An 18,092-nucleotide genomic window follows, 5' to 3' on the forward strand; every position below is an offset into this window, starting at 1 on the left:
AACGATCCGGAACCGATGATGGAGATGAACATGACGCCGCTGATCGACGTCATGCTGGTGCTGATCATCATGCTGATCATCACGATTCCGATCCAGAATCACGCGATCAAGCTGAACATGCCGACCGGTAATCCGCCGCCGCCATTGGCCTTGCCGGTGGTCGACACGGTGGACATCGATCCGACAGGAACCGTGATGTGGAACGGTACGCCGATGGCGAACCGCGCGGAACTGGAAGACCGCTTGAAGACGGTGGTCGCGGGCGGCAATATCGATGAAGTGCACCTGCGGCCGAACAAGCTGGTGGAGTACAAGTCGGTGGCAGCCGTGATGGCGTCGGCGCAGCGGCTGGGCGTCACCAAGATCGGCATCGTCGGTAACGAGCAGTTCATGGAGTAATCAATAGCATTTGTTTTTGCACCAGAAAATAGGCAGGGTCATACCCCTGCCTATTTTCGTTTTTTCGATTGAAAGAATAGCTATGTCCAAATTGCGTTTCGCACCAATTTTCGTGTTGTTGGCAGCCGTGGGCCTGACCACGGCACTTCCCATGGCCGGCTTTGCTCCGCTGGCGCATGCCGCGGACGCCAGCGCCAAAGCCGAGACGGTGCGCCCGGAAATCGGCACGCCGCTGCAGGCAGCGCAGGCGCTTCTTAAAGAAGAAAAATTCAAGGAAGCGCTGGCCAAGATCGCTGAAACCGATGCTGTCGCTGACAAGACACCGTATGAAATATATGCCATCGACCGCCTGCGCGGGGCTGCTGCCGCGCGCGCCGGCGATACCGACCTGGCAGGCAAATCGTTCGAAGCAGTGATTGCGTCCGGACGCCTGGAGCCGGCGGAAAAAGCCAAGATCGTGCAGGCGTTGGGCAGTTTGTACTACGACGCGGAAAAATATCCCAAAGCCATCGAATGGCTATCGCGCTCGCTGAAGGAAAACGGCAACGATCCGCAAACCCGCACCTTGCTGATCCAGTCCTACTACCTGAGCAACGACATTCCGCGCGCCACCAGCGAGCTGCAGAAAGACATCGCGGCCGATGAAAGCGCAGGCCGTACGCCGACCGAGATCACCTTGAAACTGCTGGTCAGCTGTGCGCTCAAGAGCAACGACAAACAGGCATACCTGAGCTCGCTGGAAAAGCTCAACAGCTACTATCCGAAGAAAGAATACTGGCTCGACTTACTCAGCCGTATCCAGGCCAAGCCGGGCTTCTCTGACCATCTGACGCTGGACTTGTACCGCTTGAAAGCCGCGACAGCGCAGTTGCAGACCAGCGCCGAATTCACCGACGTGGCGCAACTGGCGCTGCTGGCGGGATTCCCGGCAGAAGCGAAGAAAACGCTGGACCAGGGTTTTCAGTCGGGTGTTCTGGGCAGCGGTCCTGACGCCGCCAAGCAAAAGCGCCTGCGCGACCAGGCCAGCAAAGGAATGGCCGACGACCAGAGAACATTAGCGCAAACCGAAGCCTCGGTAAACGCCAGCAAGGAAGGCACCGGCCAGCTCAACCTCGGGTATGCGCTGGTCACCGCCGGCCAGTTTGACAAAGGCTTGGCGCTGATGGAGAACGGCCTGAAGAAGGGCGGCCTCAAGCGTCCAGAGGACGCCAAGCTGCACCTGGGCATTGCTTACCAGCTGGCCGGACAGAAAGACAAGGCGATCCAGGCCTTCAAGTCGGTTCAAGGTACAGATGGCGTTGCCGATTTGGCGCGCTTGTGGGTGATGCAGGCAAACCATCCGATCAATTAATCTGACGCAATGCGGCGCTGAATAGAAAACGTCTCACCTTTCGGTGAGACGTTTTCAGTTAACCGCTGTCAATCATGCCGTAAAAAAGGCGTACTTAATTCCTGGGTGCGTGTGTCGTACCTGTACCAAACAGCCCGCTAGCTTGCTCAGGCGAGAGCGTTTCCACATTCGACTTCTTGTTTTGCCTGGACGGCAGGTTGCTGCCGGTGGTGTAAACGTTTTCCTGGTTGTCGGCGACGTTCTGGTTGCCGGCGTCGACTGCGCATGCAGACAGGACGGGCAGGATAAATGCACAGGCAAATAGTGTTTTCATGGCTGGTTTCTTTGTCTCTGGATGTTGGAGTTGGTAGCCCGCTCGACGTGATGGCTGCGCGCTACATGATGTTACATTTTAGAAATGCACGATAGCATATTTACTTTCGAAAAAGCAACAAGCAACGTGGCAAACAGACATCGCATGCAATCGATGATATTGTGTTTCCCTTACGCCGCAGCCACCAGCCGCCGGCGTATTTTTTCAGCTTTGCTCATCTGATTTCACCCAAATCACAACGGACAAAACATGTACCTAAAACACGCATTGGCCCTATCCGCCATCCTCACCAGCGGCGGCATCGCCCAGCAATGCCCGGCGGGCAACCATGCCCTGGCTTATCCGGTCAGCAAGAAAATCGACCAGGTAGACGACTATCACGGCGTCAAGGTAGCCGACCCTTACCGCTGGCTGGAAAACGGCAACAGCGACGACACCAAGGCGTGGATAGAGGCGCAAAACACACTGACGCAAGGCTTCCTTGAAAAAATTCCTGCACGCGCGGCGATCCGCGAACGGCTGACCAAGCTGTGGAATTTCGAACGCTTCAGCGTGCCCTTCAAGGAAGGCGGCCGTTATTTTTACAGCCGTAACGACGGCCTGCAAAACCAGGCGGTGCTATACACCGTCAAGCAACTCGATGAAGAGCCGCGCCTGCTGCTCGATCCCAACAAGCTGGCGGCGGACGGCACGGTGGCGCTGGCCGGCATTGCGGTCAGCCCGAACGGCAAATACCTGGCCTACGGCACCGCTGCCTCCGGCTCCGACTGGAACGAATGGAAGGTGCGCGACATCGAAAGCGGCAAAGACACCGCCGATCATTTGCAGTGGGTAAAATTCTCGGGCGCATCCTGGGCCCACGACAGCTCGGGCTTTTTCTACAGCCGCTACGATGCGCCGAAAGAAGCGACCAAGCTGGCCGACGTGAATTATTTCCAGAAGCTGTATTTCCATAAAATCGGCACTTCCCAGGACAACGATGTCCTGGTCTACGACCGGCCGGATCAAAAGGAATGGGGTTTCGCCGGCCACGTCACCGATGACGGCAAATACCTGATCGTCAGCATTTCGCAAGGCACGGAACAAAAGAATCGCGTGTACTACAAGGAGCTGGGCAAAAAAGACGCAAAGATGCTACCGCTGCTTGACGGTTTCGATGCTTCTTACGATTTCATCGACAACGATGGCCCGGTGTTCCTGTTCAACTCCAACAAGGACGCGCCAAAAGGCCGCATTATCGCGATCGACACGCGCCACCCCGAAGTTGAAAAATGGCAGGTGATCGTGCCGGAGGCCGAGCAAACCTTGCAAGGCGCGAACGTGGTCGACCAGCGCCTGGTGCTGGACTACCTGAAAGATGCGCGCAGCCAGGTCAAGGTATTCACGCTGGACGGCAAGCTGGTGCGGGAAGTGGCTTTGCCGGGAATAGGTTCTGCCAGCGGTTTCGGCGGCAAGCGCCATGACAAGGAAACCTTCTATTCGTTTACCGGCTTTACCACGCCAGCGTCGATTTACCGGTATGACCTGGCGAGCGGCAAGAGCAGCCTGTACCGGCAGCCGAAGGTCGATTTCGATCCGAGCGCGTTCGAGACGCGCCAGGTTTTCTACAGCAGCAAGGATGGCACCCGGGTGCCGATGTTCATCGTATCGAAAAAGGGCCTGAAGCTCGATGGCAGCAACCCGACTTATCTGTACGGTTACGGCGGCTTCAACATTTCACTGACGCCGGCGTTCTCGGTGCCCAACCTGGCCTGGATGGAAATGGGCGGCGTGTACGCCGTGCCGAACCTGCGCGGCGGCGGCGAGTACGGCAAGGCATGGCATGAAGCCGGCACCAAGCTGCAAAAGCAAAACGTGTTCGACGATTTCATCGGCGCGGCGCAGTGGCTGATCGCCAATAAATATACCTCGCCGCAGAAACTGGCGATCGGCGGCGGCAGCAACGGCGGGCTGCTGGTCGGCGCCACCATGGTGCAACGGCCGGAGCTGTTTGCCGCGGCGATCCCGGCCGTCGGCGTGATGGACATGCTGCGCTTCCATAAATTCACCATCGGCTGGGGCTGGACTTCGGATTACGGCTCTTCCGACAACGCCGATGAATTCAAAGCCTTGTATGCCTATTCGCCGCTGCACAACCTGAAGCCAGGCACCTGCTATCCGGCCACGCTGGTGACCACCGCCGACCATGACGACCGCGTGGTGCCGGCGCACAGCTTCAAGTTTGCGGCCACCGAACAGGCTGACCAGGCAGGCGCGGCGCCGGTGCTGATACGCATCGACACCAAGGCCGGGCATGGCGCCGGCAAGCCGACTTCGAAGCAGATTGAAGAGGTGGCCGATCGCTGGGGCTTTTTGACCAAGGTGCTGGACATGCGCCCGGCGCCGGACGCCGGTGCGGTGGCGGGCAATCCACCAGAGCCGTCGGCCGACTGACGGCATCCCGACAGCAGCGGCTGGCCGTCCACCGCAGCCGCTGCGGACTGAATGCAGGGCGATATCCTATGAGGCTTTTTTCTCGCTGAGCGTATCGCGGTGATCGTGCTTCAGGTCCGCGTAGCATTCGCAAGCCCTTGCTTCCAGGCCATCCCGGTCCAGCACTGTCAGGTGCCCGCGCGCATATTGGATCAGGCCTTCTTCCTGCAGCTTGCCGGCTGCCTCGGCGATCGATTCGCGCCGCACGCCCAGCATCGCGGCAATCGCGCTTTGCGTGACGCTGATTTCGTTGCCAGGCAAGCGGTCTAGCGTCAGCAGCAGGCAACGGCACAATTGCTGCGGCACGCTGTGATGACGGTTGCACACGGCGGTTTGCGACATTTGCGCAAGCAGCGTCTGCGTATAGTGCAGCAACAGTTGCTGCAAGGCGCCGCCGCGGGCGAACTCTTCCGCCAGGATGCTGGCCTTCAGGCGAAAGCCATAACCCGCGTTTTTCACGGTGGCCCGGTTCAGGCTCTTGCCGCCGCCCATGAACAGGGTGACTCCCAGCACTCCCTCATTGCCGATCACCGCAGTCTCGGCCGAGCTGCCGTCTTTCATGTCGTGGACCAGAGAAACGATGCTGCTGGTGAGAAAATAAATATGCCGTATCTGGCTATCCGCTTCGCATACCGTCATGCCGAACGGCATCGCGACAAATTCCAGGTGCGGCAGCAGGCGCCGGAAATCTTCTGGCGGCAGGGCGTCGAGTATGTGGTTCTGCAAAGGATTGTGGCCGTACAGGCCGGCAATGCGGAGCGAGGTGAGGTGTTGCGTGCCGGGCTGGATCAGCTCGGCCATGCTTTCTCTCCGAAGGACCGACAGCACCGCGGCGCTATTTTTCGCACTCGTTTTCAGAGTGCCGCAATTGTTCAATACGTAAGCCATCGCCATCTCCTTTGAGGATGTGGTTTGTACTGCTGTGTATTGATGATTGCATTGGAGCGGAGTTTGCGAAATCAGCGCTTGTCTTCTTCTGCTGTAGGAATGCGCTGACACAGGAATCGACGCTGGAGAGGCGTCCTGTCACAAAAAAATGCGGTTGACGCCCTGTGGCGCCAACCGCGGTCTGCTAGCTGCCGCTGGAAGAACTGGCGCCCGATGCAGCCGGTGCGGCCGGTGCAGCGTCGGGGGCCGACGGGGCGGGGGCTGCCGGAGCGGCTGGCGGCATTGCCTGCTGCGTTGCCGGTGGAGTGGCTGCTGCAGGAGCATTAGGGTCATCCGTTTTTTTACATCCGCTGACCGCGATCATGGCAATTGCTGTAACGATAAGTGTGTGCTTAAGTAACATATTCTCTCCATCGGACGGGAGCAGCATGTCAAAACCGCCACCGTCAAAAAATGAAAAATGAACTGCTGACGTTTATATCTTTGTGCAAAATTCCGCGAATGTAAAGTTTGAATCGGTGTTTCAGTAAGGGCCGGTATCCGCCAGACAACAGTCAATCGACCGGAAAGCCGCATGCAGCAAGGGATGCCGGCTATTTTCAGGGGTGACGCGCTAAGTTGCCTAGCGCACAAAACTGATCTGGATTTGCAATTAACCTTGATTCACCATCTTTATAAAGGACTCGACATGAAAAACATTCATATCCTCGTGCTGCCTATTGCGGCGCTGCTGTGCGTCAACCTGGCCCAGGCACAAACCACGGCGCCCGCCGAAGGTGCCGCACCCGCAGCGACCACCAGCGTCGATACCCGCGCCACCTTGACCGACCCGCTGGTGCAAAAACGGCAAGCCGATAGTGACGCGAAGGCAGAATACAAGGCCAAGAAAAAAACCGCAAAGGCAAACATGAAAGTAGAAAAAGCGGAGGCGAAATCGGATCTGAAAGAAGAGAAACAGGAATCGACCAAGGCTCGCGACAAGGCCATGGCAGCCGATCCCATGCCTAAATAAACAATGCTCTCCGCCATCGCGCCGCGGCCGATGGCGCTGCAGGCATCATGTTGCGGCGAGCGCCCAGTCCGCGGCCTTGCGTGCATGGATGCTGGTGGTGTCGAACAAGGGTACTGCCGAATCCTGGGCGCCGACCAGCAGCGAGATCTCGGTGCAACCCAGGATGACCGCCTGCGCTCCTTGCGCGACCAGGCTCGCAATCACCCTGCGGTATTCCGCGCGCGACGCTTCCTTCACCTGGCCCACGCAAAGCTCGTCGTAGATGATGCGATGGACCGTATCGCGGTCTTCCTGCCCGGGCGTCAATATCTGCAAGCCGTGGCGTTCGCGCAGGCGGTCTTTGTAGAACGCCTGCTCCATGGTGAAACGGGTGCCGATCAAACCTATCGTCGACAAGCCTGCCTGCTTGATTTCGTCGGCAGTGGGATCGGCGATATGGAACAAGGGGATGCCGGCCGCGGCTTCGATCGCGGCCGCGACCTTGTGCATGGTGTTAGTGCACAGGACCAGGAAATCGGCGCCAGCTCGTTCCAGCGCCTGCGCCGCTTCAGCCATCCTGGCGCCGGCGGCGTCCCAGTCGCCGGCATGCTGCAGGCGTTCTATCTCGTGGAAATCGACGCTGTAGAGAATGATTTTTGCCGAGTGCAGCCCGCCCAGCTGCTGCTTGACGGTTTCATTGATTTGACGGTAATAGGGCACGGTCGATTCCCAGCTCATGCCGCCGATAAGGCCGATGGTCTTCAAAGAACACTCCTACGGTAGAGATTGACGCGCGCATGCGCAGGGCGCCAATATGACAGTCCACTAGCGCAAAGCGGCGCTTGACATTACTATTCCGGCATCGCAAAGGAATAGATTATGCCGCATCCCACCTCCCTGTCCAGTTTTGCCGCCGGCGCCCGCGACACCATACCGATGATGGTTGGCGCGGCGCCGTTCGGCGTGATTTTCGGCGCGCTGGTCGCCGCCGGGCCGCTGGCGCCCTGGCAAGGCCAGCTGATGTCGCTCGGCGTGTTCGCCGGCTCCAGCCAGTTCATCGCGGTCGGCCTGGCGGCAGGGCAGGTCGGCCTGCTGGTGATCTGGATGGCCACCTTCATCGTCAACCTGCGCCACATGCTGTACGCGGCGACCTTGCTGCCGCACGTCAGCCACTTGCCGGCGCGCTGGCGTTTCCTGCTGGGCTTCCTGCTGACCGATGAAACCTTCGCCGTGATGAATGCCTACTACCTGAAGCACGCCCATACGCCCCGCGGGCACTGGTATTTCCTGGGATCGGGCTTGTCGATGTACGGCAACTGGCAGTTGTGGACACTGCTCGGTTTGCTGTTCGGCACGGCATTCCCGCAATTGCAGACCCTGGGGCTGGATTTTGCGATGGTGGCGACTTTCATCGCGATCGTGGTGCCGCAGCTGTTTCGCTTGCCGCAACTGGCTGCCGCGGTGGCCGCAGGCGCATTCGCCTGGTTCCTGCGTGATCTGCCTTACAAGCTGGGATTGCTGGCGGCGATCCTGGCCGGAGTCGGCGTCGGCCTGGCGCTGTCGCACTGGCAGGCGCTGCGCCGCGCGGCAAGGAGCAAGGCATGATGTACTACACTTGGATGATCATCGGCATGGCGCTGATCACGGTATTCATCAAGGCGGCGATCTTCATGCTGGGCGAGCGCGCCGCCTTTCCGATCTGGCTCAAGGAAGCGCTGGCCTTTGTGCCGGTCACCGTGCTGACGGCGATCATCGTGCCGATGGTGCTGGCGCCGCACGGCCAGGGGCTTGAGCTGAGCTGGCGCAATCCGCAGCTGATCGCCGCCATTGCAGCGGTCCTGGTGTGCGCCGGCACACGGCGCCAGCTGCTGACCATCATGGTTGGGCTGCTGGTGTTTTTTGCCTGGCAGTTCGGGGTGCTGGGACGCTAGGGTATTTTTCACTCGGCTTTTTTTTCGGCCGTTGCATCTGACCGACCATCGGCGGGATCTCCGCCACCAGGGCGTCGATCGCCACGCGGGTCTTGGTCGGCAGATAGCGCGACTGCGGCCATACCACATAGATCTCGGTAGGCAGCACGCTTTCGCTGTCGATCACCAGCTCCAGTTCGCCGGCGGCGGCATGTTTCGACATCAGCCAGCAAGGCAGCCAGGCCAGTCCGGCGCCGGCCACCGCGGCATCGGTGATGGCTTGTAGGTCGTCGAACACCAGGCGGATGTTCACTTGCGGCTTGTGCACCTGGCCGGCGCTGTCGCGCACGCGCCAGGGCTCCAGGCGGCCGGCGCGGCCGTAGGCAATTCCGACATGCCGGCTCATCTCCGCCACGCTGCCCGGCTTGCCGTGAGCAGCCAGGTATGACGGCGCGGCGCAGATCGACATGTCTTGCGTAGCCAGCTGGCGCGCTACCAGGGTGGCGCTGTCGGGCAGGCTGCCGATGCGGATCGCCAGGTCGTATTTTTCTTCCACCAGGTCTTCCACCCGGTCGCTGAACGAGATTTCGATCGCCAGCCGCGGATGGCGCCGCGCCAGGGCCAGCAGCACCGGGGCCACGCAGTGGCGGCCGAACAGCACCGGCACGCTGACGCGCAAGCGCCCGATGGCTTCGCTCTTGCCGCTGTCCAGCGCCGATGCGCCGGCGTCCAGTTCCGCCAGCGCGCGCACGCAGCGTTCGTAATAAGCCTGGCCGTCTTCGGTCAGGCTCTGGCTGCGCGTGGTCCGTTGAAACAGGCGCACTCCCAGGCGCTGCTCTAGCCGCGCAATGCTCTTGCCTACCGCCGAGCGGGTCAGGCGCATGCGTTCCGCCGCCAGCGCAAAACTGCCGGCTTCCACCGCCTCGACGAAAGCACTGATGCCATGCAAACGGTCGCTCATTTTATTGTATCCATATACGCTACATACATAGTAAAAAATGCCGCCACTGAGGAAAAATAAGAACCTATATCATAACAGCCAATCCCGCCGCTGACATTGCGGCGGCCAGGCACAGATGATGTGTGAAACGAACAGGAGATTTCCATGCAGGCTTATCAGATTCAGGCAGGGCAAAAGATTGCGGGACTGGAACGGGTGCAGCGCGACAGCGCGCCGCTGGCAGCGCATGAGGTGCGGGTGCGCATGCATGCGGTATCGCTCAATTATCGCGACCTGATGATCGCCGACGGCACATATCTCAGCACTGGCGACAAGCCCGTGATCCCGGGCTCCGACGGCGCCGGCGAAGTGATCGAAGTGGGGGCGGCAGTGAACCGCTTCAGCGTCGGCGACCGTGTTACCGGGTCTTTTTTCCCGGACTGGATCAGCGGCGCGCCGACTCCGCGCAACACCGCCCGCGCGCTCGGCGCGGTGACGGATGGCGTGCTGGCCGACGAGGTGGTGCTGCATGAAGAGTCCTGGGTAGCGATTCCGCCGCACCTGGACTACATCCAGGCCGCGACCTTGCCCTGCGCCGGCGTCACCGCCTGGAACGCCTTGTTCGTCGAGGGCCGGCTCAGGGCCGGCGACAGCGTGCTGCTGCTGGGCACCGGCGGCGTCTCGGTCTGGGCGCTGCAGCTGGCCAAGGCGGCCGGGTTGCGCACCATCATTACCTCGTCCAGCGACGCCAAGCTGGAACGCGCCCGCGCCCTGGGCGCCAGCGCCATCATCAATTACCGCAACACGCCCGAATGGCAAGATGAAGTGCTGCGGCTTACCGGCGGCGCCGGGGTCGACCTGGTGCTGGAAGTCGGTGGCCAGGGCACGCTGGCGCGCTCCATCCGCAGCACCAGGATGGGCGGTACGATTGCCATCATTGGCGGCGTCAGCGGTTTCGGCGGCGAGCTCGATCCGTTCGCTTTGATCGGCGGCGCCAAGCGCTTGTCCGGCATCTTCGTCGGCAGCCGCGCGATGCTGGAGGACCTCAACCGGTTCGTTGAAGTGGCGGCGATACAGCCGGTGGTAGACAAGGTGTTCCCGTTCCAGCAGGCGCGCGAAGCTTATGCATACCTGGAACAGGCTGGCCACTTCGGCAAAGTCGTGATCGAAGTCGCCAGGTAAGACAGGTTCAAACGGAAAATGTCAGGCCGGGATCGAAGCTGGCGTTTTCCGCGTTGCCGCCGCGTGCGTAACCGCGCGGATTGCACAGCACCCGGGTCGCCCCGATCCGGTAATCCGAGCTGTCATGCATGTGCCCATGCAGCCAGAACGCCGGCTGCCACGCCAGGATGCGTTGTTCCAGCTCGGACGTGAAACAGGCATTCAGCGCCGATCCCGCAAAGCGTTGATGCACGCTTTGCGGGCCAGGGGCGTGATGGCTGACGACGATGGTCGGGCCGTCATGCGGCTGCGCGAACTGCTGCTCCAGCCAGGCAACCGTGTCGTCGAACAGCATTTGCGACAGGGCCGGCGTAAACGTGTCGGGAAAATCCGGCGCCACGCGTATCCGTGAAAAATCCCTGACCAGTTCGGTTGCCTGCTGCAGGCCCAGCTGGCGCTGTTCGGCGCTGCTGAAGAAACGGAAGTCCGTCCACAGGGTGCAGCCAAGGAAGCGCACGCCATCCAGCAGCAGTGCCTGTTTCTGCAATATGTGCACCTGGCTGCCTTGCGCTGCGCTCCTGAGGTCGCGCATGGCGCTGACCAGGTCGCTCCCGTAAAACTCATGATTGCCAGGCACGAAGATCGTCGGCACGGAAAATTGCCTGGCCCACTGCATGGCTTCCACAGGCCGCCAGATGTCGCCGGCCAGCACCACGACGTCGGCATCGGTTGCCGGCGCCGGCATCGGGTGCACGGACAGGTGCAGGTCAGAGATCAATGAAATTTTCATGGCACGGCAAAATGCTCCGGTTATCCACGGGGCGACTCTGCAAGCCGCTGCCCCGCCGTATTGCCAAGCAGCTTACCGAAAGTGCAGGAAGTAAGCAACGCAGGCCATCCATACAGGCCATCAATAGCCAGGATTACTGGCGTCTCCAATCGTTACAGAACGGTCATCGAACCTTCATACGCCTGAAATATTTCGCCGCAATACTTCGATACATTCAAAAGATGCGTGGCGGTAACTACATGGCCGGAATCAACCAACTGTCGATGGCGTCACCAGCCCCGTGTTCCGGCAATCCGCTCTCGCACCGTCTTCCTGCTGCACATTCCCTTCCCAAGCGACGCCTATCCCAATAAGGAAAGAACAGGACCATCATGACCAAGAAGAACCGCCGCCATTTCCTGCGCACCGCCGGCACCGCGCTCGCCGCCACGGCCTATTCCGTCAGCGCCAATGCCGCTTTCCCGGAAGCCATCCGCAGGGCGCTGGCGATCCCCGCCAACAACAAGACCGGCACCATCCGCGACGTCGAACATGTGGTGATCCTGATGCAGGAAAACCGCTCCTTCGACCACTACTTCGGCACGCTCAACGGCGTGCGCGGTTTCGGCGACCGTTTCCCGATCCCGCTGGCCGGCAAGCGCAATGTGATGCAGCAGACGTACACCGACAAGACCACCAAACAATCGCGCGTGATCCTGCCTTATCACCTCGACAGCAAGATCGGCAACGCCCAGCGCGTCAACGGCACCAGCCACTTCTACGATAACGCACAGGATGCCTGGGACCTCGGCCGCATGGCGAACTGGCCGACCTACAAGCAGACCCAGTCGATGGGTTATTACACCTCGGCCGAGCTGGATTTCCAGTTCGCGCTGGCGAACGCGTTTACGGTGTGCGACGCCTACCATTGCTCGTTCCACGGCGGCACCAACCCTAACCGGGTATTCCACTGGACCGGCAACATCGATCCCAAAGGCAAGAACGGCGGCCCGGTCATCGATAACAGCCAGGATCACCTGGAAGCCTCTACCAGCGCTGCCAGCTACAGCTGGAAGACCTACCCGGAACGCCTGCAGAAAGAAGGCGTGTCGTGGAAGGTCTACGAGAACATGCCGGACAATTTCACCGACAATCCGCTGGCAGGTTTCGTTGCCTATCGCCAGGCCAACGAAAAGCGCGGCAACGCCGTCGACGGCGCTCCTTATCCAGCCTACCTGCCTAGCGACGACAGCATCGACCCGCTGCTCAAGGGAGTGGCCAACACCATGCCGGACGGCGGCTTCCTGGCTGCCTTGCGCGAAGATATCGGTGCCGGCACGCTGCCGCAGGTATCCTGGATCGTCGCCCCGGCAGACTACAGCGAACATCCTGGACCATCCAGCCCGGTGCAGGGCGCCTGGTATATCCAGGAAGTGCTGAATGCCTTGACCGCCAATCCGGCGGTATGGAGCAAGACCGTGTTGCTGGTCAATTTCGACGAGAACGACGGCTTCTTCGACCACGTGCCGCCGCCATGCGCGCCTGGCTACGAAGGCGGCGAGCTGGCCGGCCATTCGTCGGTTTCCACCGACGGCGAATATTTTTCCGCGGCGGCATCGGCTACCTACCAAAACCGTCCCTACGGTCCCGGCCCGCGCGTGCCGATGTATGTGATCTCGCCATGGAGCCGCGGCGGCTGGGTCAATTCGCAGGTGTTCGACCACACCTCGGTGCTGCGTTTCCTGGAAGCCCGCTTCCACGTCAAGGAAGAGAACATCACGCCATTCCGGCGCGCGGTCTGCGGCGATTTGCTGTCGGCTTTCAACTTCGTCAATCCGAACCATGAAGTCTTGCCGACGCTGCCGAAACGCACCCGGGCGGAAGCTGACGCGGTGCGCGCCCAGCAGGAAAAACTGCAGCAGGTCGCCTTGCCGGCCGAAGGCAGCCAGGTGTTTCCGATGCAGGCGGCAGGCGTCCGGCCTTCGCGCGCATTGCCGTACGAGCTGCACGCGAGCGCGCGCACGCACGTCAGGCGCAACAACATCGTCCTGACTTTCCGCAATACCGGCCGGGCTGCCGCCGTGTTCCACGTCTACGATCGCTTGCACCTGGATCGCGTGCCGCGCCGCTATGCGCTGGAGGCCGGCAAGGAATGGCAGGATACCTGGGAGCTGGACGCCGACCGCGGCGCCTACGATTTGTGGGTGCTGGGACCGAACGGCTTCCATCGTGCTTTCCAAGGCAATCTTGCGATGCTGTCGGAAGAGGATTCGGCCGTGCCTGAGGTACGTCTCGGTTATGACATCTTCACCAGGCGGATCTTCCTGACGATGGCCAATCGCGGAGAGAAATCCTGCATCGTTACGGTCAAGGCCAATGCTTACCGCAAGGCAGGTCCGTGGACTTTCAATGTCCCGGCCGGCATGCAGCTGGACCAGCACTGGCCGATCGGCGGCCAGGGCAACTGGTATGACCTGACGGCGACGGCGCCGGCCGGCGGTTTCAGCCGGCGCTTCGCAGGCCGCATGGAAACCGGCGCGCATGGCGTGAGCGATCCGGCAATGGCTGCCACCTGATTGGACGGCTTGCCGCTTTCATTGAACAGGAACAGGCTGCGGAAGAGGACGAATGAGAGTGCGGTGAAGGTGACGGCAGGAGAGGGATAGCGGGACATAAAGAAAAAGCGGGCTACAAAAGAAAAGGGCCTACATTGTTGTAGGCCCTTCTTTATTCCGGCTCTCCAGTCCGGTCCGAACTTGCATTTGCGGTGCGAGGAATGTGTGTCCTGCTTCAAATGCGTCGATCAGCCGGATCATGTGTTCCATTCGCTGCTGTTCTTGCGCGGTGGTATTGCGGTTCCATAACATGTCGAACTCGACAATCATCATGTAATACTCGATCTCGCTGATGAGCGGTTCCGCTCCGTTTTGTTTTGTCATGTGTCTCTCTTTCCAATATGTGCATCGCGCCTGATCGCCCGCGGACCGGCTGGTGAGCCGGTGCGGGCGGGCTTTATTCTACGCTTTTCCGCCGCCGCTTGTCAGCGCACCGAGATTTGGTAAATCGTGGTCTGGCGATACACCTGGCCGGGCCGCAGGATCACGGCTTCGGCATCTGGGCCGTTGATCTGGTTGGGATAGGCTTGCGTCTCCAGGCAGAAGCCGTCGTGTATCGCATAAGGCTGGGCGTTGCGGCCTTGTATGCCTGCCAGGAAATTCCCGCTGTAGAACTGCAAACCGTTCTCGGTGGTCGAGACCGACAGCTGGCGGCCGGAGCCGGGATCGTAGACGGTCGCCACTTCCCGCAGCGGCTGCGCGTTGCGGCCCTGGCCCGGCGCAGGAGCGGCGCCGTCCTGCGGCCTCAGGCAGTAGCAATGGTCGAAGCCGCCGGCCAGCTTGAGCTGGGTGTCGGGCCAGGCCAGGCGCGGCCCGATCGGCGCCGGCTGGCGGAAATCGAAGGCGCTGCCGGCGACATCGGCAGCATCGGTGGGGATCAGCTGGGCGTCGATCTGCAGGTACCGGTCAGCCGCGATCGACAAGATGTGGTCGTAGATATCGCTGCCGCCGCCGTTGAGGTTGAAGTAGCCGTGCGAGGTCAGGTTGAGCGGCGTCGGCGCGTCGCTGGCGGCGCTGTAGTCGATGCTCAGGCGGCCGCTGTCGTCCAGGCTGTACAGCACCGAAACCTGCACGTTGCCGGGATAGCCGCCGTCGCCATCCGGCGATTCCAGCGTCAGCCGCAAGCCGTCCGGGCCCGGTTCGGCGCGCCACTGCGCCAGGTGGAAGCCGGTGTCGCCGCCATGCAGGTGGTTGTCGCCGTTGTTGCGGTCGACCAGGTACTCGGCGCCGTCCACGGTGAAGCGGCCCTTGGCGATGCGGTTGCCCCAGCGGCCGACCAGGCTGCCGAAGTAAGATGGATTTGCCTGGTAGCCGCTTTCATCGGGATAGCCGAGCAGGATGTCGGCTACCCGGCCGTAGCGGTCCGGCGCCCACCAGGAGACCAGGGTCGCGCCGTGGTCGCTGATCAGGATCCGCATGTCGTGCGCGTTGCGCAGCGTGTACAGGGTGACGCCATGGTCGGCGGCTGTGCTGGTGATGGAGGTCGGTGTCATCGGTGTCGGCTTCGGTCAGTTGATGGTGTTTGCGGTTGGCGGCGATTGCCCGGCCTGTGCCAGCCGGTCCTGGTATTCGCGCGGAGTGCAGCCCAGTTCGCGCTTGAATACCGCGTGCATGTATTGCACCGAGGTGAAGCCGCAGCTGACGGCAATCTCGGCGATGCTGTGGGCTTCGTGCCGCAGCATGTCCTTCGCCACGCCCAGCTTGAAGCGCAGGATCTCGTCGTGCACGCTGCGTCCCAGTTCGCGGCGGAAATACCATTCCAGCGAGGAGCGCGAGACGCCGACATAATCGGCCACTTGTTCGGTCTTGATGCCTTGGCAGGCGTACTGGCGGATGAAGTGCATGGCTTGCATCACGTGCGGATGGCTGGGCGCTTCGTGACGGCTCGAGGCCAGCACGTTGATGCCGGCCGGCGGCACCAGGATGCGGGTGCCGGCCAGGCGTCCGCCATGCAGCATCTGGTGCAGCAGGTGGGCGGCGGTGCGGCCCATTTCACGCGTGCCCTGGATCACCGAACTGAGCGGCACCCGGGTCAGGATGCGCGCCAGCGGATCGTTGTCGATGCCGATCAGCGCGACCTGTTCCGGCACCGCGATGCCGGCGCACAGGCAAGCCTGCAGCAGCTGGCGCGCGCGGGCGTCGGTGACGGCGATGATGCCGATCGGCTTGGGCAGCGTCTGCAGCCAGGCGATCTGCTGCTCCACCGCAGTGTCCCAGGAAGGCGCGCTGGTGCCGACGCCGCGGTATATTGCGCCCTGCATGCCGTCGCGCTGCATCAGGCTTTCAAACGCCTTCTCGCGTTCCTGGGCCCAGCGGTTGACGTCGGCTTGCGGCAGGCTGAAGCAGGCAAAGCGCTGCAGGCCGGCTTCGATCAGGTGATCGTAGGCCAGCTTGACCAGCTTGAAATTGTCGGTGGCGACATACGGCGTGTCGCCGGGATAGTCGGCTTGATCGGCATACGAACCGCCCACTGCGACTACCGGCAGGCTGACCCGCGACAAGGCTTCGCAGGCAGCCGGATCGTCGAAGTCGGCGATGATGCCGTGGCCCTGCCAACGCTCTATACCTTGCAGGCGGCAGCGGAAATCCTCCTCCAGGAACAGATCCCACGAGGCGCGCGTGCTGCTCAGGTATTCGCCGATGCCGGCGATGATGTCGCGGTCGAAGATCTTGTTGCCGTTGAACAGCAGGGCGATGCGGTGCACGGTTCTTGTCATATTGCAGTCTCCTGGGAGCGCCATGCAGCCCGGTTTGTCAATTTGTCATTGCCGCGGACAGGTTCCAGTCCGTTGGCCTCGATTGTAGCGAAGCGCGCCGCCAGCGTCAGGCCAAATGCCGTTATGTGCACCTGCAATAGAAAGAATCGCTAGGGCATCTGGTGGATTTCGTAATTGTGGCGCGCCGGGAGCGGTTCTAGTATGGGCCCACATCAACACCGCACCACCACCCTACAGGAGCAAGCATGAGCTATTTCCCTTCCGTGACACCGATCCGCTTCGAGGGCAAGCAGGCGCAGACGCCGCTGGCTTTCCGCCACTACGACGCCGACAAGCTGGTACTGGGCAAGCCGATGCGCGCCCACCTGCGCATGGCAGCCTGCTACTGGCACACTTTCGTCTGGCCCGGTTCCGACGTGTTCGGCGCCGGCACCTTCCGCCGTCCCTGGCAAGAAGGCGGCGACGCCATGGAAATGGCGCACAAGAAGGCCGATGCCGCTTTTGAATTCTTCAGCAAGCTGGGCGTCGACTACTACACTTTCCACGACACCGACGTCGCGCCGGAAGGGACCAGCCTGGCCGAATACCGCAACAACTTCGCGCAGATGCTGGACGTGCTGGAGCGCAAGCAGGAACAGACCGGGGTGCGCCTGCTGTGGGGCACCGCCAACTGCTTCAGCCATCCGCGCTTTGCCTCCGGCGCCGCCAGCAATCCCAATCCCGAACTGTTTGCCTACGCCGCCGCGCAGGTCTGCACCGCCATGAACGCCACCCAGCGCCTGGGCGGCGCCAACTATGTGCTGTGGGGCGGCCGCGAAGGTTATGAAACCTTGCTCAATACCGACCTCAAGCGCGAACGCGAACAGCTGGGCCGTTTCATGCGCCTGGTGGTAGAGCATAAGCACAAGATCGGTTTCAAGGGCACGCTGCTGATCGAACCGAAACCGCAGGAACCGACCAAGCACCAGTACGACTACGACAGCGCCACTGTGCACGGCTTCCTCAAGCAGTACGGCCTGGAGCAAGAGATCAAGGTGAATATCGAAGCCAACCATGCGACCCTGGCCGGGCACAGCTTCCATCATGAAATCGCCACCGCCGCCGCGCTCGGCATCCTCGGCAGCGTCGACGCCAATCGCGGCGATCCGCAAAACGGCTGGGATACCGACCAGTTTCCCAACAGCGTCGAAGAGATGACGCTGGCCACTTACGAAATCCTGAAAGCCGGCGGCTTCTCCACCGGTGGTTTCAACTTCGATTCCAAGGTGCGACGCCAGAGCCTGGACGAAGTCGATTTGTTCCACGGCCACGTCGGCGCCATGGATGTGCTGGCGCTGGCGCTGGAGCGCGCCGCCGGCATGGTCGAGAACGACCTGCTGGCGAATTTCAAGGCCGAGCGTTATGCCGGATGGGATGGTGCTTTCGGGCAGGACGTGCTGGCCGGAAAGCTCAGCTTGAGCGACATCGCCGAGCATGCGTTTGCCAGGCAGATCAATCCGCAGGCGGTCAGCGGTCGCCAGGAAATGCTGGAGAACCTGGTCAACCGCGCCATATATGGGTGATTAG

Annotated in this window: 17 protein-coding genes; 9 read left to right on the forward strand and 8 right to left on the reverse strand. The window is 61.3% G+C overall.

What is annotated here, in order from left to right; genetic code table 11:
* Together BM062_RS14495 and BM062_RS14500 are read left to right on the forward strand one after the other, a co-directional pair.
* On the forward strand, positions 1 to 399 hold a 399-nt coding region (locus BM062_RS14495), incomplete at its 5' end, for an ExbD/TolR family protein (protein ID WP_217647597.1).
* Positions 400 to 481: 82 nt separating this feature from the next.
* Entirely contained in the window at positions 482 to 1,750 is a 1,269-nt protein-coding gene (locus BM062_RS14500; RefSeq protein ID WP_254785080.1) for a tetratricopeptide repeat protein, read from the forward strand.
* A 94-nt stretch (positions 1,751 to 1,844) separates the two neighbouring features.
* On the opposite strand, the gene BM062_RS14505 is transcribed toward BM062_RS14500, so the two are convergent.
* Positions 1,845 to 2,063, reverse strand: a complete 219-nt coding sequence (locus tag BM062_RS14505) for a hypothetical protein (protein WP_092398022.1) — start codon at positions 2,061 to 2,063, stop codon at positions 1,845 to 1,847.
* A 249-nt stretch (positions 2,064 to 2,312) separates the two neighbouring features.
* Between BM062_RS14505 and BM062_RS14510 the strand changes: the two genes are divergently transcribed.
* Positions 2,313 to 4,496, forward strand: coding sequence for a prolyl oligopeptidase family serine peptidase (locus BM062_RS14510; RefSeq protein WP_175501012.1), 2,184 nt, complete (start codon positions 2,313 to 2,315; stop codon positions 4,494 to 4,496).
* A gap of 66 nt (positions 4,497 to 4,562) precedes the next feature.
* Here the strand turns inward: BM062_RS14510 and BM062_RS14515 are convergent, their stop codons facing one another.
* Positions 4,563 to 5,429 carry a Crp/Fnr family transcriptional regulator gene (locus tag BM062_RS14515; RefSeq protein WP_175501013.1) on the reverse strand — a complete coding sequence of 289 codons (867 nt, stop codon included), beginning with the start codon at positions 5,427 to 5,429 and terminating at the stop codon, positions 4,563 to 4,565.
* A gap of 568 nt (positions 5,430 to 5,997) precedes the next feature.
* On the opposite strand from BM062_RS14515, the gene BM062_RS14525 reads away from it, so the two are divergent.
* Complete coding sequence (locus BM062_RS14525) at positions 5,998 to 6,435, forward strand: hypothetical protein (protein WP_254785081.1); 438 nt, start codon at positions 5,998 to 6,000, stop codon at positions 6,433 to 6,435.
* Between the two features lie 45 nt (positions 6,436 to 6,480).
* Here BM062_RS14525 and BM062_RS14530 read toward each other — a convergent pair whose 3' ends face one another.
* Positions 6,481 to 7,179: an aspartate/glutamate racemase family protein gene (locus BM062_RS14530; protein ID WP_092398028.1), complete on the reverse strand. Its 699-nt coding sequence runs from the start codon at positions 7,177 to 7,179 to the stop codon at positions 6,481 to 6,483.
* 114 nt (positions 7,180 to 7,293) lie between these two features.
* Between BM062_RS14530 and BM062_RS14535 the strand changes: the two genes are divergently transcribed.
* Positions 7,294 to 8,019, forward strand: coding sequence for an AzlC family ABC transporter permease (locus BM062_RS14535; RefSeq protein WP_092398030.1), 726 nt, complete (start codon positions 7,294 to 7,296; stop codon positions 8,017 to 8,019).
* A complete protein-coding gene (locus BM062_RS14540; protein WP_092398295.1) occupies positions 8,019 to 8,345 on the forward strand; it encodes an AzlD domain-containing protein in 327 nt (108 codons plus the stop codon). The genes BM062_RS14535 and BM062_RS14540 overlap by 1 nt, the downstream gene beginning before the upstream one ends.
* Here the strand turns inward: BM062_RS14540 and BM062_RS14545 are convergent.
* Positions 8,290 to 9,285, reverse strand: coding sequence for a LysR family transcriptional regulator (locus BM062_RS14545; RefSeq protein WP_092398032.1), 996 nt, complete (start codon positions 9,283 to 9,285; stop codon positions 8,290 to 8,292). The genes BM062_RS14540 and BM062_RS14545 overlap by 56 nt on opposite strands.
* A 144-nt stretch (positions 9,286 to 9,429) precedes the next feature.
* On the opposite strand from BM062_RS14545, the gene BM062_RS14550 reads away from it, so the two are divergent.
* Positions 9,430 to 10,446 carry a zinc-dependent alcohol dehydrogenase family protein gene (locus BM062_RS14550; protein WP_092398034.1) on the forward strand — a complete coding sequence of 339 codons (1,017 nt, stop codon included), beginning with the start codon at positions 9,430 to 9,432 and terminating at the stop codon, positions 10,444 to 10,446.
* 7 nt (positions 10,447 to 10,453) lie between these two features.
* Here BM062_RS14550 and BM062_RS14555 read toward each other — a convergent pair whose 3' ends face one another.
* Positions 10,454 to 11,215 (reverse strand): metallophosphoesterase, encoded by a 762-nt coding sequence (locus tag BM062_RS14555; RefSeq protein ID WP_092398036.1) that lies wholly within the window; start codon positions 11,213 to 11,215, stop codon positions 10,454 to 10,456.
* A 371-nt stretch (positions 11,216 to 11,586) separates the two neighbouring features.
* On the opposite strand from BM062_RS14555, the gene BM062_RS14560 reads away from it, so the two are divergent.
* A complete protein-coding gene (locus tag BM062_RS14560; protein ID WP_092398038.1) occupies positions 11,587 to 13,770 on the forward strand; it encodes a phosphocholine-specific phospholipase C in 2,184 nt (727 codons plus the stop codon).
* Positions 13,771 to 13,899: 129 nt separating this feature from the next.
* Here BM062_RS14560 and BM062_RS14565 read toward each other — a convergent pair whose 3' ends face one another.
* The 3 genes from BM062_RS14565 to BM062_RS14575 form a co-directional block, all read right to left on the reverse strand.
* Positions 13,900 to 14,133: a hypothetical protein gene (locus tag BM062_RS14565; protein ID WP_092398040.1), complete on the reverse strand. Its 234-nt coding sequence runs from the start codon at positions 14,131 to 14,133 to the stop codon at positions 13,900 to 13,902.
* 101 nt (positions 14,134 to 14,234) lie between these two features.
* The gene (locus BM062_RS14570; protein ID WP_092398042.1) at positions 14,235 to 15,302 is read right to left on the reverse strand and encodes an aldose epimerase family protein; all 1,068 of its coding nucleotides are present in this window, start codon (positions 15,300 to 15,302) and stop codon (positions 14,235 to 14,237) included.
* A 15-nt stretch (positions 15,303 to 15,317) separates the two neighbouring features.
* Positions 15,318 to 16,526 (reverse strand): XylR family transcriptional regulator, encoded by a 1,209-nt coding sequence (locus BM062_RS14575; protein ID WP_092398044.1) that lies wholly within the window; start codon positions 16,524 to 16,526, stop codon positions 15,318 to 15,320.
* A gap of 245 nt (positions 16,527 to 16,771) precedes the next feature.
* Here BM062_RS14575 and xylA point away from each other — a divergent pair, with 245 nt between their 5' ends.
* Positions 16,772 to 18,088, forward strand: a complete 1,317-nt coding sequence (gene xylA, locus BM062_RS14580) for a xylose isomerase (protein WP_092398046.1) — start codon at positions 16,772 to 16,774, stop codon at positions 18,086 to 18,088.
* The last annotated feature ends 4 nt before the right edge of the window (positions 18,089 to 18,092 follow it).

Source organism: Collimonas sp. OK412 (assembly GCF_900112135.1).
Classification (GTDB): Bacteria; Pseudomonadota; Gammaproteobacteria; order Burkholderiales; family Burkholderiaceae_D; genus Collimonas; species Collimonas rhizosphaerae.

Excerpts from the sequence above, each read along its gene's own strand:
- xylA (WP_092398046.1), top strand. The coding sequence starts at position 16,772 with ATGAGCTATTTCCCTTCCGTGACACCGATCCGCTTCGAGGGCAAGCAG.
- BM062_RS14565 (WP_092398040.1), bottom strand. The coding sequence starts at position 14,133 with ATGACAAAACAAAACGGAGCGGAACCGCTCATCAGCGAGATCGAGTAT.
- BM062_RS14525 (WP_254785081.1), top strand. The coding sequence starts at position 5,998 with ATGCAGCAAGGGATGCCGGCTATTTTCAGGGGTGACGCGCTAAGTTGC.
- BM062_RS14575 (WP_092398044.1), bottom strand. The coding sequence starts at position 16,526 with ATGACAAGAACCGTGCACCGCATCGCCCTGCTGTTCAACGGCAACAAG.
- BM062_RS14540 (WP_092398295.1), top strand. The coding sequence starts at position 8,019 with ATGTACTACACTTGGATGATCATCGGCATGGCGCTGATCACGGTATTC.
- BM062_RS14510 (WP_175501012.1), top strand. The coding sequence starts at position 2,313 with ATGTACCTAAAACACGCATTGGCCCTATCCGCCATCCTCACCAGCGGC.
- BM062_RS14560 (WP_092398038.1), top strand. The coding sequence starts at position 11,587 with ATGACCAAGAAGAACCGCCGCCATTTCCTGCGCACCGCCGGCACCGCG.
- BM062_RS14570 (WP_092398042.1), bottom strand. The coding sequence starts at position 15,302 with ATGACACCGACCTCCATCACCAGCACAGCCGCCGACCATGGCGTCACC.
- BM062_RS14500 (WP_254785080.1), top strand. The coding sequence starts at position 482 with ATGTCCAAATTGCGTTTCGCACCAATTTTCGTGTTGTTGGCAGCCGTG.
- BM062_RS14515 (WP_175501013.1), bottom strand. The coding sequence starts at position 5,429 with ATGGCGATGGCTTACGTATTGAACAATTGCGGCACTCTGAAAACGAGT.
- BM062_RS14545 (WP_092398032.1), bottom strand. The coding sequence starts at position 9,285 with ATGAGCGACCGTTTGCATGGCATCAGTGCTTTCGTCGAGGCGGTGGAA.
- BM062_RS14505 (WP_092398022.1), bottom strand. The coding sequence starts at position 2,063 with ATGAAAACACTATTTGCCTGTGCATTTATCCTGCCCGTCCTGTCTGCA.
- BM062_RS14555 (WP_092398036.1), bottom strand. The coding sequence starts at position 11,215 with ATGAAAATTTCATTGATCTCTGACCTGCACCTGTCCGTGCACCCGATG.
- BM062_RS14535 (WP_092398030.1), top strand. The coding sequence starts at position 7,294 with ATGCCGCATCCCACCTCCCTGTCCAGTTTTGCCGCCGGCGCCCGCGAC.
- BM062_RS14550 (WP_092398034.1), top strand. The coding sequence starts at position 9,430 with ATGCAGGCTTATCAGATTCAGGCAGGGCAAAAGATTGCGGGACTGGAA.